Here is a 14,801-nt window from a genome sequence, read left to right on the forward strand (position 1 = left end):
ATCTAGTTAAAAGAGATTTTAATGATAAAGATTCTAGAGGAATCATCGCTACTGATGTAACATATATCCCTGCTCCTGCAGACCTAAAACTTTTCCAAAACCATATATTTTTATCTGCAATTATTGAACATAAAACTAAAAGGATTTTAGGATATTCAATATCCACCAAAAACAACTTAGAACTTGTTATTGATAACTTTAAAAATATTAAAGATTTTAATCGTGATTCTTTTATAATCCATTCTGATCATGGATATCAATATACTTCAAAATACTATATTGATATGATAGAAAGAAAGAATGGAAAAGTATCATTTTCAAGAGTTGGTAATTCTTTGGATAATAGAGAAATCGAGTATTGATTTTCTTGCTTAAAATCTGAATGACTAAAAAAGGTAGATTATTCAAAAATTACTTTCGATGAATTAAAAAAACTAATACACCAATACATAATTTGATATAATACAAAACGAATTCAATCTGTTTTAGATTGAAAATCACCTCAGCAATATGCAGAGATGATACAATGTTAATTTTCTGTTAATTTTCTGTTAATTTTTATGTCCTTGTTTATTCTATGTAGGTAAAGCAGGAACAGGAGTTTTATTTTTCTTAACTCTTGGTGCAGGTTTTGTATGATGAATAATAGATATCATCATGATAATTTCAGGAAGTTTTACTGATAAATCTGGTGCTTTCTTAAAATGAAGCAAATAAATAAAACCAGTCCATTAATATGGACTGATTTTTATAAAACAAAATAACAATAATAAATTTTACGAATAATTGATAACGAGAAATAAAAAAAATGAATAATATAAAAATCTTTACAAAGGAGGTAAAAAAAATGATATTTTGGATCCAAGCAAGTCGAAAGACGAAAGATATGCGATTATAAAAAGGGTCAAAAAATCAATAAGGATATCGCAAATATTAAGAAAGGAGCGATAATATTATGAATATAAACTTCAAGGATATCTATACATTAAACAAACAATGGTTGAAAACGAGTGAACTAAATTATTAATTTTTGCTTGCATCCATAATAATTATTTCACATTTTGTTATAATAATTAGAATTTGATATTTTTAAGCAAGTTTTTATTTATATTTTGTGAAAAAATATCATAATTTTTATTTTGGATAATATGATATGTATAGATAAAGATTGTGTAAAGTTCTTAAAAATAAATTTAATTTTATAAAAAGTTAATTTTTAGCTAAAAAAATACGAAAAAATTAACTTTTTATAAAATTAGTATATAATAAATATATAAATTAGAAAGGAAACAAAAAATATGTTAAGAGAATCAAACAAAGAAGAAGTTTTATCAGAACTTCAAAAACCAGGAGACAGATTAGTAGTTTTCTATGCCGACTGATGTGGGCCATGTAGAATGTATAAGGGTTCTTTACAAGAGTTAGCAGATAAAGACAATTTTGAAGTTTTAAGAGTTAATATTGATACTCATAGAGCTTTTGCTAAGGAATCAGGAACTGAATCTATACCTTATTCAAAATTATACAGAAACGGAAAACTTGTAAAAGAATTTACTGGTTTTAAACCATATGATGTATTAAAAAATGATATTCAAGAATATTTAAAATAAAGGTATAAAAAATGGTGCCGACAACTGGACTTGAACCAGCGACCCCGTCCTTACCATGGACGTGCTCTGCCTGCTGAGCTATGACGGCAACTTCTGATATTATACCATTTTTAGATATAAAATAAAAGATTAATTTTGGACTTTTATGTCTGTATATTATCTTTTTTACAACTTTTAAAACAGTTAAGAAATGAAATAAATTCTTAACTGTTTTTTGTTAAAGATTTGGTTAATATGACTCAGAAGTAAAATAAATTTCTTGCATCTTTGATTTTGAAACGAATTTTCATTTCTCATAAAGTTTTTTGAGTATTGCATCTATGAATATATCTTTATTTATATCAACTTACTGGTAAAGAAACGATGAGAGTTTAAAAAATCATAATCATAAACGACACCACATCTTCTTAGATCGCTTTAATGTTGAACATCATATTTTTGCAACCGTTACACTTGAGCAAAAACCAACAAAGTATCTAAATGCATTTAATGCTTTGTTCGATTATATTATAGATTTAAAAGATAACCCTGATTTAGCAATTTTTTTAGATGCTGATTTTGATGTAATTAAAAATCGCATCCTAAAAAGAGGTAGAGATGTTGAAATTAAAAACTTTGATTTGAATATAGATTATTTTAAAAGATTACATCAGTTATATCGTCCTTTGTTTGAGAAATTGGTGCAAAAATATAATATTCCTTATAAAATAATTAACACAAATGATTTAGATGACCATCAAGTGTTAAAAGAAGCAACAAAAATTATAGATCGATTTGTTTACGAAAAATAGATATCAGATGATATCTAATTTTTGTCTATTTAAAAATTGATATTTTTAAATATAATTATAAAAAGAAAGGATAGAAATGGACAAAAAAGTACCTATTTTGAGGTTTAATGGATTTGAAGATGAGTGAGAACAACAACTTTTTAAAGATATTTATGTTTTAGGTAAATCTGGTGGGACTCCTTTAACAACAAATAAAAAATATTATTCAGGAAATATACCTTTTTTAACTATTAAAGATATAACAAATTCAGAAAAACTTATAAAAAATACAGAAAAAAGAATTTCTGAAGAAGGTTTAAATAACTCTAACGCTTGATTGGTTCCAAGAAATTCATTAAATATGTCTATTTATGCTTCTATAGGAAAAATAGCGATTAATAAAGAAAATTTAGCAACAAGTCAAGCTATTTTTAGTTTTATTTTAAAAAATAATAAATTGCTTGATTTTTATTTCTATAATTTATTTTTTAAAAATTTTAAAAGACACTGAAATAAAGTATTATCAACAGGAACTCAACCTAATTTAAGTAGCGAGATGGTTAATAAAGCAAAAATTTGAAAATCATCAAATGAAAGAGAAAATATTTTAATAGGAAGCATATTTTCTTCTTTAGATTCTCTCCTTTTGCTTCATCAGCAAAAATATGACTTTTTAATGAACATTAAGTCAACTTTGCTATCTAAAATGTTTCCTAATCAAAATTCAAAATTTCCTAATATTCGTTTTTCGGAATTTACTCACGCTTGAGAACAAGAGCTTTTGGGAGAATATGCTAGTTTTAGAAGAGGTTCTTTTCCACAACCATATGGAAAAAAAGAATGATACAATGGAAAAAATTCAATGCCTTTTGTTCAAGTAATAGATATTAATGATGATTTAAAAATAAATAAAAAAACAAAACAATATATTAGTGAAATTGCTCAACCAATGAGTGTGTTTGTTCCAAAAAACTCTTTGATTGTAACTTTACAAGGAACTGTTGGTAAAGTAGCATTAACCGAATATGATGCTTTTATAGATAGAACTATATTATTTTTTGAAAAATTTAACAAAATAAATAATAAAAATTTTCTTTCTTATATTTTAAGGAATAAATTCTTGCACGAAGAAAAGAGAGCCGGTGGAGCTTTATTAAAAACAATAACAAAAGAAGAGTTAACTAATTTTGATATTTTTACAACAAACATATCTGAACAAACAAAAATAGCTAAATTACTTTTATCCCTAGACTCTTACCTTTCACTTCATCAGCATAAGTCAAATATTCTTAAAAATATTAAGAAGAAATTATTAGAAAAAATGTTTGTTTAAGTTAGAATACACAAAATATTGCAAAATGTAGGATATCAAAACATTCTTTGATATCCTAATTTTCGTGGGTTTTAAAATTTAGATAAGACTTGATATCGATCGCATTACTAGATCGATATCTTTATTTTCTAACTCGTTAATGATATGTAAATAAATTCTTTCGGTAGTATTCATACTAGCGTGCCCGAGGCGCTTTGCAACGGAAGCAATTGATACCCCAGCATATAACAACAATGATGCATGTGTATGTCTAAGAGCATGAATTGTTATCGGTGGAACATTTGCTTTGTTACACCTGCGAATCAAAGTATCATTAATGGTTGAATTGTAAATTCGTTCTTTGAAAACAAAGATAGGTTTTTCCGGATCTAAGTCCTTTATTATCATTGCAAACTGTGATGTTGTCATTCAATCAAGTTGTACCTTGCGAATTGAAGATTTATTTTTTGTAGGAAGAAATCCACCATTTTCTTTATAATTTCAAGTCTTTGATACATTCAAGTTTTGTCTAACAAAATCAAAATCTTTTGGTGTAATAGCCAATGCTTCTGAAAACCTTAATCCTGTTTTAGCTATCAACAAAATTAATCAATCTATGTTTAATTGTGAATCTAATTTTAGTGTTTTAAGAAGCAATTGCAGTTGAAATTGATTAAGATATTTTTGTCTTTTTTCTCTAGGATTTTTTCCTTTAATAACTACCTTTCGAGTCGGATCGCTTTGTAAATAACCATCATCTAGTGCATCCAATATGCAACCCTTAAGATGATGATGAAAATCCATAGTAGTTTGTCTTTCATGGGTTAATGCATATTCGTTTAATAATTTTTGATATACATAGCGATCTAAATTACTTAGTTTAAGATTGGGTGCTAGTTTAATAAGTCATCTTAAGGTTAGTTCATATTTTTTATAACTAACATCCCTTATTGAATCTTTTTTATATACTAAGATTCAGTTTTCAAAAAATTTGTGTAATAGTATATCTGGTTTTCTTTTCATTATTCTCCTTTTAACCCACGGATATTATGTAAAAATCATATTATAGAGATAAAGAAAGAATAAGATATCAAATTATATACTACAACTTTCAATTTATAACTAATCTATCAAAAGAAACATTATACAGAGATTTTAAATTTTTAATTCCTTAAAACTAACAAGTTAAAAAAAGGATATAAAAAATAACCAATGGGGCGGTTGACGGGATTCGAACCCGCGGATGACGGGACCACAACCCGCTGTGTTAACCACTTCACCACAACCGCCATAATCTTGGTTATTGCTAGTATATTATACCGTAAATATCAAAAAACATAGTTTTATAACTATGTTTTTTTATGTCTATTATATAGGTATAAAAATAAAATATGAAATTTTTATACCTATATAATTTTTTTATTTATGATTTTTTCTCTTTAATGTAGGGAATAAAAGCACATCGCGAATCGAATCTTTTTCAGTAAATAACATAGTAAGTCGATCAATTCCAATCCCACATCCACCAGTAGGTGGCATTCCATATTCTAACGAATCAACAAAATCTCAATCTATATCACTTGCTTCGTCATTTCCGTTTTCTTTTTCTTGTAACTGTTCTTGGAATCTTTGCAATTGATCAATTGGATCACTCAACTCAGTATACATATTTGCATATTCTTTGGTATTTATAAATAATTCAGCACGTTCGGTAAATCTTGGATCTTTTGATTTAGCTGTTAAAGGAGAAATTTCAATTGGATGTCCATAAACAAAGGTTGGTTGTATTAAGGTTTTTTCGATTAATTCTTCAAATAGTTCATTTATGATATGACCTAATTTAAAGAATTTTTGTATCTTTACTCCATTGTTTTTTGCTACTTCTATTGCTTGTTCAAGTGAAATATTTCTAAAATCTACATTAGTTGCTTCAGAAACCGCATCTACCATATCTAGACGTTTAAAAGGTTTTGATAAATCAATTTCTACACCTTTATTTATGACTTTTTCTTTACCGAGATTTCTTGCAATTGTTTTCAATAATGTTTCAGTGCGATTCATCATTCCTTCTAAATTAGAGTATGCTTCATAAAACTCTATTGAAGTAAATTCAGGGTTATGTGTAGTATCAATTCCTTCATTTCTGAATATACGTCCAATTTCATAAACACGGTCAATTCCTCCTACTACCAACTTTTTAAGAGGAATTTCTGTCGCGATTCTAAGAACGAATTCTTGATCAAGTGCATTATGATGTGTAGTGAATGGACGAGCAGCAGCACCGGATAAATAATCATTTAAAAATGGTGTTTCAACCTCCATATATTCTAGAGCATCAAAGTATTTACGAATTTGAGAAATAATTTTTGTTCTGGTTCAAAATACATCTTTTACTTCATCATTAACAATTAAATCCACATATCTTTTACGATATCTTTCTTCTACATCACTTAGTCCGTGATATTTATCAGGTAATGGTTTTAATGCTTTTGTAAGTAATTTTATTTGTGTTGCTTTAACAGTCACAGCACCTGTGTTTGTCTTCATCACACTACCTTCAACATAGATAATATCACCTAAATCTAAGGTATCAACTAATTTTGCTAATTGTTCATCTTGTTTTTTATTAAAATATACCTGCATCTTTCCGTGATAGTCTTTCAATAAAATAAAAGGTCCACGCATAGTCATAATACGTCCTGCGATAGCAAGAAAATGCGGTTTTTCTTCAAGATGTTCTTTTGTTACATTTGAGTATGCTTTTTCAATATCATCTGAATAAGAAAGTTCTTTTAGGTTATCAGCTTTAGCAAATGCTTCAACTCCTAATTGTTCATATATTTGTAGTTTTTTTCTTCGAATTTGTTCTTGTTCACTATATTTTTCCATTAATTTCTCCTTTTTATTTATTTTATCAAAATCTTTATAATTATTGATAAAAAACGGCAAAATGCCGCTTTATAATTTAAAACTGGTTTTGCATACTTTTTCTAACGACTCTTCACCGTGTTTTAAAGCAAACTCTTTCACTTGTTGTTTTACTTTTGAACTTGCCCCATAAGCAAATTCATAATTTCATTCACTTCTTTGTTTATTCATATACTCTATTAAATAATAACGAGCTATTATGGATGCGCACGCAACAGATAAATTTATAGATTCGGCTTTTTTTTGATAAATAATATCAATATCTTTTTTATCAAGATCATTAAATAAATTTATTTCATTAAATTTTTTTTGATACTTTAAAATAGAGTTAAAAGTTGAATATTGATCAACTAATACTGCAAAATCTTTTACATTTATATTGTTATATTTGTCAAAAAAATGTTCTAAACAATGCATATGAATAAAATATTTGATTTCATTTGCATTATATTTTTTTGATACTAACTTATTATAACCACTCTGAGTGAGTACGTATTTGGTATATGGAATCTTTTTTATCAATTCCTTTGCTAATATCTGGATTCTATTATCAGTTAATAACTTTGAATCCTTTATACCTAATTCAGTTGCTCATAAATGTAAATTATTAGGTAAAAATGCACAAACACCTATGACTGGGGTGAAAAAATCACCTACTCCTGTTTCATCTATACCTATTATCTCCTTATTTTTATATAATTGATTAAAAACATCAAGTAATCTCACTAATCTTCCTCTTGACTTCTCTTTCTGCGTTTTTCATTAGATTTAGCTTTTTCAAGTTCTGGATTATCTAAAAATTTATTTATATATCAACCTACTCCACCATCTTTGTTTGTTTTTGCAATCTTTACGGTCGCATATCTTTTTACTTCTCTAGTTGAATTTCCCATAGCTACAGAAACATTAGCAACCTTAAACATAGGAACATCATTAAAACCATCTCCTATTGCAACTGTATTCTCAATTTTTACATCATAGTAACGAATCAACATACTCAATGCTTTCCCTTTGTTAGCAGTAATATTAGTCATATCAAACACAGGACTTAATCCTTCCCCTTTTGACCAATATGAAAACTCTGCTAAATCGCCATATCTTGATTTTAAGTATTGCCTTAATGATTCAACATCTGTTGTTTTTTTCACATCAAAAATTATTCCTGTTGGCATTAAAGGTATTTTATGAAAGTCTAAACCTATTTTTAATTTTGCTGTTGTAGAAAATCCAAAAACTTTTTCTAAGTCTTCATCACGATGTTGTAATTGCACTCAATCTGGTCCTTCAATTGCAATATTAGAAACTTCCTGCTGGACTTTTTCATCACCTAAAATATAAAGAGCTTCATTTAAGTTTAAATATTTTATATAAGGGATAAAACTTTCATCATAAGGTCTGTGAATGTGTGCTCCATTATAATTAGAAACAACAGTATCCAATTTTAATGCCTCATAAATACTTTTAGTACTTCTTCATGGTCTACCTGTTAAAATACATACAATATGACCTTCTGAAACAGCACGATTTATTGCATTTTTTGTTTGTTCGTGCACTTCCCCGGTAGCACTGGATTGCAATGTTGTACCATCTAAGTCAATGGCAAATAAATATGTTTCCTTATCCATTTTTCTCCTTTTTTATCTTGTTTATAGTTAAATAATTAAATATATTAAATTATACACATTTTTGTTGAGATTTTGGATTTAAAAAATCCAGCTGATAAACCGTGTACTTAGTAGTTGGAAACATATATCGCAATATGACCAATTTTTTTTACGTGACCAGCTCAGGAGAGTTGTACGCTCTAATCACGGCTTATATGTTATTTATCAATAACTTTTATAATAAAAATTCTATACACAAATAACAATATTTCAAAATTACTAGAAATGTTAAATTAGATTCTTACTGGAGGTACGATGCTGCTGATGCTAGCGAGTTTAATAAAGCATCATCTAACTATTTATTTACTTATTTAAATGCTATTTATGCTAAAAATGATTTAGAAAAGATAAAAAGAATTAATTATAAAAAAGAACTTGCTATGAATAACAAAGCAAAAGCAAAAGAAAATATTAAAAGGTGTTGGGTAAATAGTATTATAAGTATAAATGCATATTTCTTTTCCATAAAATTTGCAGATATAAAAAGTTTAAATGACTTTTTATATCATTTTCTAAACTCTTTTTCTCATTTATTATAAAATAAAAATGTAAGAAATCGTATACTTAATTAATTTCTTACAAAATATTATGATAAGGAGATATTATATTGAAAAAAAAGATTAAAAAAATTATTTCTTTTGGAACCTTATTTTTTGGTTCTATTGTAACTTTTGCTGCAATTGGTTTAACAAATACAACAAAAATAAATAAAAAACCTTGATATCTTGAATATCAGAGTAAAAAAGTTGAAATTCGTATAAATAAAAATGGTGAACTTTTCAATTCAGTGAGAAATGTTGCTGTAAATAATAATTTTGAATTAAAACTTTTATTAAACTTTGATGAAAAACCTAATTCTGTTTATGATGAAAATTGGGTAAAAGATAAAAACATTGAATTTATAGAAGCAATTAAAAAGAAAAGATTAAATTTTAAAAAATATCAAATAAGTTCGATGATGCCAATTGTTTGATTTTATTTTGATGATGAAATTCAAAGAAAAAATTTCATTAAAAGCATTATAGATGAAAAAGAAATTTATAAAGGTATAATTTTCCCTAATGAAATACAAAATAAGCGGTTATCTTATAATAATAAAACAGATTGGGATGTGTATTTCGATCGTGATATAACAGTAGATAATACAAAAGATTTAGAAATAGTCAATTTCAAAAAACAAAAAGAAAGAGAAGATAACAGATATTATAATAATGTAGGAAATATAGGTGTTTTAGAATCAAATGGTATGATAGATGAAGGAAAATTACAAAATTTTCAAAAGTTTGGGATTAAATTATACAATGTATCAAATTCAAATTATAGACATCATGCTAATGAAGTTTCAAATGTTGCTGTAGGTGATCGTGGTTATGATAGATATTCAAAACTTTTCTTTTCTACATTTATTAATGATTCTCAATGACAAACAGCCATAGAATGAATGGTTAAAGAAAACGGTGTTAGAGTTATAAACCATAGCTATGGACCAGAAAAAGATGAATATAGAAGAACATACAATGAAAATAATTTATTTTTGGATTACATATCAAGAAAATATGGAGTTGTAAATATTTTTTCTTCTGGTAACGGGAATGATGAAAAACAAACAGAAAATGAATGAATAAATGGTGATTTACTCTCTTTTAATGACATAGTTGTAGGTGCATTAGATTATAACCAGCAAACAGATAAACCGACTGAAACAATTGCTAAATATTCAAATTATTTATTACCGGATAAGTATACAAATCTTTCAAAACCTAATGTTGTAGCTCCAGGATATTTATATAGAAGATGACATAAAAGCGAAAATGGTATTTGAGAAAAATTTGGTGTTGATGGTACAAGTTTTGCTGCACCAGTAGTCACTGGTTTAGTCTCAACTCTGCTAAGAGAAAAAACATTTTTAGATAATGATAAAAACCGATTACAAGCTATAAAAGCCATTATAGGTGCTTCTTCAAGAAAACCAAATGTTAATAATTTAGAGTATAAGTCAAACGGATATTCAACTGTCTATGGTTCAGGAATAATAGATTTTGAAAATATGTTAGTTGCTTCAAATAACTTAGTTACAAAGCAGGTGTCAAAATCGGATAAAGATTTTGTTCTATCAACAAAAGAATTTTATGTGCAATCAGGTAAAAAAATCAAAGGTGCTAGTTCTTGATTATTCAATTCTGGTTTACTAAAATCGCCAGAGAACTTACCAACATATAATGCGAATGTAAATTGATGATGATTTCTAGGGATTCTTGGTGGAGTAATAGCTAATTCCATCGAAGGTTCAAGGTTAAGCAAAGAAAAAGCAGAATGATATGATACTCATATAGATAACCAAAGACTTAATCTAAAAACAGTCAATACTAAGCAAGAAGATAAATTATTTTCAGACTACGATTTATATCTAGAGAAAAAAGATAGTAATGGAAATTGATTTGTAGTAAAAAGTATAACATCAGTTAAATCAAATGATGAAATATTAGAATATACAACAGCAGAGTCAGGTACATACCGCTTGAAAGTTAAAAAATATTCTGATGCATTGTTTGATAATTCAATCGATGATAGTTTAGCATTAACATATACAGTTCAGGATAAATAAGATGAAAAAGTTCAAAAAAATCTTTTTTCCTTTTTCTTCTAGTTTGATTTTCTTTATGACAGCCTGTTCTACTGCTAAAACATCAGATGTTAAAGTAGAAAAGAAATATAATTTAGAAGATATAGAAAAATTTCGTTCCCTAATTAATAAATATAACAACGAAAATGGTATTAAATCAATTTATGATGAATACTTTTCAGATTTATGAAGAGATAATAAAGAAAATAACGGTAAATTTAAATACTTATTAAATAATAGATATGAAATTATTACTTCCGAAAATGAATTAAAAGAAAAGTTTTTAAATAAATTTACATTAGAATATATCAAAAAATATTATCATATAGATCATTTTGTTATGAATCTTAGTTTTGATGTAAATACATTAACAAAAGAAAAATTAGAAAAAATGAACCGAGAAAAGTTTCAAGAGACCTTTTTGGATAACCAAGATATAAGTGAGTTCTTTAAAAATAAAAATTTGTTAATATATGAAAGTTGAGTCAGTCATGCTACACAAAAGAGTACTCTTGTTGCCGATTATAAAAATAATAATAAAACAAATTTACATTTCAATATAGTTGACTCAGATGACTTAGGATTTGTAATAAATATACCTCTTTATGTAGGGATTAAATACTTAAAAATGGAAGTAAAGTATCTTAATAAATCCGATACTATAACCATTTCCCCTTTAATGAACCTAGAACAAAACAAAGATTTTTACGAATACCTTAAAAAGTTATACAAGGAAGAATAAAATCAAAATAAGAACATTTTTATGATGTTCTTATTTTGATAAACTTTGATTTTGCTTTAATATCCTGATTTTGATTGGTTTCCTTCTACTATCGCAACTGATCTAGATGTTCCAAATCGCGATGCCCCTGCTTGATGCATTTGAATCAGGTCATCTAATGAAGAAATTCCGCCTGCTGCTTTGATTTGTAATTTGTCTCCTGCTACAGATTTCATTAATTCAATATCTTTTAAATTCGCTCCACGAAAACTAAATCCAGTAGATGTCTTAATAAATTCTGCTCCAGATTTTAGCACTATTTCTGTAGCTTTTTTAATTTCTTCTTCTGTTAATAAAGCAGTTTCGATAATAACCTTTAAAATTTTATTTCCACATACTTCTTTAACTTTCTTAATATCATTTAAAACATATTCATAATCTTTTTGTTTAAAGCGACCTACATTGATTACCATATCAATTTCATCAGCACCATGATCAATTGCAAGTTTTGCTTCTTGTGCCTTTGCTTGTGTTATCATTGCTCCTAGTGGAAAACCTATAACACTGGTAATACCTACATCGCTTTTTTGCAATTTTTCAGAAGCATACTTAACTCATGATGAATTCACACATACGGTTTTAAATCCGTATTTTTTGGCTTCATCAATAAGTTTATTAATATCTTTTTCGGTTGCTTCTGCTTTCAAATAAGTATGATCAATCATCTTGTTATAATTCATTTTTACCTCATTTTATCTAAAATTATTTTATTTTCTACGGGTGTTTTATTAATCCGATATCCTTGCATTAATTCATTTACAAGGGTTGGATCAATAGGTTTCGATGAAGATAGGGTGAAAAGTTTATATCCTGGACGAACCAATTCATTTGTTTTTTTATGAATTGTGATTCCGGCATCAAAATCTATGCTATCTTCTTTGGTTTTTCTTCCGGCACCAAGTTTCATAGCTACGATACCGAATGTTAAACTATCAAAAATTTCCATATATCCATCGATTTGATTAAACACATGTAATTGGTATTTAGGTTTTCAAAACTCATCACTTTGCAACTTATTCACATCACCATTTTGTGCTTGCACAAAGTCATAAAACTTTCTTAATGCACTTCCATCTGAAATCACTTTTTGTATTTTTTGCAATGCATCAGTTTCATTAATAGCTATTTTTGCTTGTTGTAAAATGGTTGCACAAGAAGAAAAAACAAGTTCATTAAAGTCATCTGGTCCTTGTCCTTGCAAAGTTTTTATTGCTTCTAAAACTTCGTTTTTATTCCCTATTTCTCTTCCAATTGGCCGATTCATATTAGTTATTTCAACTCTTACATCTACATTTAACTCTTTACCAATATCAATCATCCGTTTAGAAAGTTCCTTAGCACTTTCTAAATCTTTCATAAATGCACCATTCCCGCATTTTACATCTAATAAAATTGCATCAGCTCCTGTTGCAAGTTTTTTAGACATAATTGATGATGCAATTAATGGAATCGATTGAACAGTTGCAGTTACATCCCTTAATGCATATAATTTTTTATCAGCAGGAACTAATTTAGCACTTTGTCCGATTATGGCGATTTTATGTTTTGTAACTTGCTCAATAAATTGCTCATAAGTTAATTCGATGTGAAAATCAGGGATGGATTCAAGTTTATCAACAGTTCCACCTGTATGTCCTAGTCCTCTTCCGCTCATTTTTGCTACTGGTGCTCCGCAAGCTGCAACTATAGGTGCAACTGCTAATGTAGTTTTATCTCCAACTCCACCTGTAGAATGTTTATCTACCTTGATTCCAGGTATCATAGATAAATCCATAACTTCACCTGAATGCATCATATATTTAGTCATTAATGCAGTTTCCTTAGTGGTCATAGAATTAAAAATAACTGTCATTAAAAATGCACTCATTTGATAATCTGGTGTGCTTCCGTCTACATAAGAGTTAATTAAAAACTTAATTTCTTCTTCATTAAGTTCTAAATTGCGTCTTTTTTTATCAATAATATCAACTACACGCATTTTATCTCGCTAATTTTAAAGCAATTTCCATCATTTTTGTAAATGAATTTTGACGTTCATTTGCACTTGTTTCTTCGTGAGTAATTAAATTATCACTAATTGTTAACAAACATGCCGCTTGTTTACCTGTTGCTTGTGCATTAGTAAATAATGCATATGATTCCATTTCTACACAAAGGGCACCCGATACATCAATTCTTTTTTTAAGTGGTACAGATGTATAAAATACATCAGATGAATGTACTCTTCCTTTATTAATTTTAGTTCCTAAATCAGAAGCAATCTTTTCTATTTCGGAATTTAATTGAAAACTTGGTTTAGCAATGTGATCATTTTCGTTTAAAACAAGTTTTCTAAACGAATTATTGTCTGCATATGCTTCAGTTGCTAAAACAACTTCATATAAACCCAAATCCTCTTTATATGCTCCTGCAGACCCAATTCTTATAATGCGATCTACATCATAGAATTTAAATAATTCATAAGAATAAATACCAATTGATGGACAACCCATTCCGCTTCCTGCAATTGTTACAGGTTTTCCTCTATAAGTTCCAGTATACATAAACATATTTCTGATTCAGTTAACTAATTTATAACCTGGATCTAAGTATTTTTCTGCGATAAATCTAGCTCTTAAAGGGTCACCAGGCATAATAACTGTCTTAGCAATATCCTCTTTAGCTGCTCTAATGTGTGGTGTCATAAATCCTCCTTATATGACAAATTACTATAATAATTTTATCACTATTGATTTTTTCTTAAAATATTATCTTATTTTATAGTATAATATTATTATGAAAATGTTTTCTTAAAAATTGAAGAAAAATTATATTTTTTATTTTTATGAAACAAGAATGTGGAACATATTTATATTATATATACTGCAAAAGGTAAAATTTGTCCAATAAAGGCACATTTAAAAAGATTAAATATAATTAGTCTTTTAAATGTGCTTGACACAGCACTTAATCATTAAAAAATGATAGTAAGGAACATTTATGAAAAAGAGATTTTTATTTACAGGTGGAATGGTGCTGCTTACAGCAACTGCTATAACTGCTTCTTGCACAGCTTCACCAAGCAATTCAAGCGAGCATCTCCCCCCCCCATTCAGCTCAGTTAATAGTTAAAT

The 14,801-nt window shown here is 27.5% G+C and carries 15 protein-coding genes and 2 tRNA genes; 7 read left to right on the plus strand and 10 right to left on the minus strand.

Going from position 1 to position 14,801, the window contains the following annotated elements; translation table 4 throughout:
- Window positions 1-533 (plus strand): transposase (locus ACXYRO_RS00755; protein ID WP_458614023.1); only part of this gene is annotated, 533 nt, incomplete at its 5' end.
- Between the two features lie 42 nt (window positions 534-575).
- Here the strand turns inward: ACXYRO_RS00755 and ACXYRO_RS00760 are convergent.
- Window positions 576-713, minus strand: coding sequence for a hypothetical protein (locus ACXYRO_RS00760; RefSeq protein WP_458614024.1), 138 nt, complete (start codon window positions 711-713; stop codon window positions 576-578).
- A gap of 585 nt (window positions 714-1,298) precedes the next feature.
- Between ACXYRO_RS00760 and ACXYRO_RS00765 the strand changes: the two genes are divergently transcribed.
- Complete coding sequence (locus ACXYRO_RS00765) at window positions 1,299-1,610, plus strand: thioredoxin family protein (protein WP_458607379.1); 312 nt, start codon at window positions 1,299-1,301, stop codon at window positions 1,608-1,610.
- Between the two features lie 12 nt (window positions 1,611-1,622).
- Here ACXYRO_RS00765 and ACXYRO_RS00770 read toward each other — a convergent pair.
- Window positions 1,623-1,698: transfer RNA gene (locus tag ACXYRO_RS00770), tRNA-Thr, on the minus strand.
- 283 nt (window positions 1,699-1,981) lie between these two features.
- Here ACXYRO_RS00770 and ACXYRO_RS00775 point away from each other — a divergent pair.
- Together ACXYRO_RS00775 and ACXYRO_RS00780 are read left to right on the plus strand one after the other, a co-directional pair.
- Entirely contained in the window at window positions 1,982-2,401 is a 420-nt protein-coding gene (locus tag ACXYRO_RS00775; RefSeq protein ID WP_458614089.1) for a deoxynucleoside kinase, read from the plus strand.
- 76 nt (window positions 2,402-2,477) lie between these two features.
- Window positions 2,478-3,713: a restriction endonuclease subunit S gene (locus ACXYRO_RS00780; protein WP_458614025.1), complete on the plus strand. Its 1,236-nt coding sequence runs from the start codon at window positions 2,478-2,480 to the stop codon at window positions 3,711-3,713.
- Window positions 3,714-3,791: 78 nt separating this feature from the next.
- Here ACXYRO_RS00780 and ACXYRO_RS00785 read toward each other — a convergent pair whose 3' ends face one another.
- From ACXYRO_RS00785 to ACXYRO_RS00805, 5 genes are all read right to left on the minus strand, one after another.
- The gene (locus tag ACXYRO_RS00785) at window positions 3,792-4,715 is read right to left on the minus strand and encodes a site-specific integrase (RefSeq protein ID WP_458614026.1); all 924 of its coding nucleotides are present in this window, start codon (window positions 4,713-4,715) and stop codon (window positions 3,792-3,794) included.
- 190 nt (window positions 4,716-4,905) lie between these two features.
- Window positions 4,906-4,981 (minus strand) — tRNA-His (locus ACXYRO_RS00790).
- A gap of 130 nt (window positions 4,982-5,111) precedes the next feature.
- The gene (lysS, locus tag ACXYRO_RS00795) at window positions 5,112-6,581 is read right to left on the minus strand and encodes a lysine--tRNA ligase (RefSeq protein WP_458614027.1); all 1,470 of its coding nucleotides are present in this window, start codon (window positions 6,579-6,581) and stop codon (window positions 5,112-5,114) included.
- 69 nt (window positions 6,582-6,650) lie between these two features.
- Entirely contained in the window at window positions 6,651-7,346 is a 696-nt protein-coding gene (locus ACXYRO_RS00800; RefSeq protein WP_458614028.1) for a ribonuclease HIII, read from the minus strand.
- Window positions 7,346-8,245, minus strand: a complete 900-nt coding sequence (locus ACXYRO_RS00805) for a Cof-type HAD-IIB family hydrolase (RefSeq protein WP_435128813.1) — start codon at window positions 8,243-8,245, stop codon at window positions 7,346-7,348. Before ACXYRO_RS00805 ends, ACXYRO_RS00800 begins: the two co-directional genes overlap by 1 nt.
- A 646-nt stretch (window positions 8,246-8,891) precedes the next feature.
- Between ACXYRO_RS00805 and ACXYRO_RS00810 the strand changes: the two genes are divergently transcribed.
- Both ACXYRO_RS00810 and ACXYRO_RS00815 read left to right on the plus strand, forming a co-directional pair.
- Window positions 8,892-10,889, plus strand: coding sequence for a S8 family serine peptidase (locus ACXYRO_RS00810; protein WP_458607623.1), 1,998 nt, complete (start codon window positions 8,892-8,894; stop codon window positions 10,887-10,889).
- A gap of 1 nt (window position 10,890) precedes the next feature.
- Window positions 10,891-11,649, plus strand: a complete 759-nt coding sequence (locus ACXYRO_RS00815) for a hypothetical protein (RefSeq protein ID WP_458614029.1) — start codon at window positions 10,891-10,893, stop codon at window positions 11,647-11,649.
- A 56-nt stretch (window positions 11,650-11,705) separates the two neighbouring features.
- Here ACXYRO_RS00815 and deoC read toward each other — a convergent pair whose 3' ends face one another.
- The 3 genes from deoC to deoD are packed head-to-tail and all read right to left on the minus strand — an operon-like array spanning window position 11,706 to window position 14,372.
- Window positions 11,706-12,368, minus strand: a complete 663-nt coding sequence (gene deoC / locus ACXYRO_RS00820; protein WP_458597944.1) for a deoxyribose-phosphate aldolase — start codon at window positions 12,366-12,368, stop codon at window positions 11,706-11,708.
- A gap of 2 nt (window positions 12,369-12,370) precedes the next feature.
- A complete protein-coding gene (locus ACXYRO_RS00825) occupies window positions 12,371-13,666 on the minus strand; it encodes a thymidine phosphorylase (protein WP_458614030.1) in 1,296 nt (431 codons plus the stop codon).
- A 1-nt stretch (window position 13,667) separates the two neighbouring features.
- Window positions 13,668-14,372, minus strand: coding sequence for a purine-nucleoside phosphorylase (deoD, locus tag ACXYRO_RS00830; protein ID WP_458597947.1), 705 nt, complete (start codon window positions 14,370-14,372; stop codon window positions 13,668-13,670).
- Between the two features lie 295 nt (window positions 14,373-14,667).
- Here deoD and ACXYRO_RS00835 point away from each other — a divergent pair, with 295 nt between their 5' ends.
- Window positions 14,668-14,799, plus strand: a complete 132-nt coding sequence (locus ACXYRO_RS00835; RefSeq protein ID WP_458614031.1) for a hypothetical protein — start codon at window positions 14,668-14,670, stop codon at window positions 14,797-14,799.
- The last annotated feature ends 2 nt before the right edge of the window (window positions 14,800-14,801 follow it).

It is taken from the genome of Mycoplasma sp. 4013, from assembly GCF_054353875.1.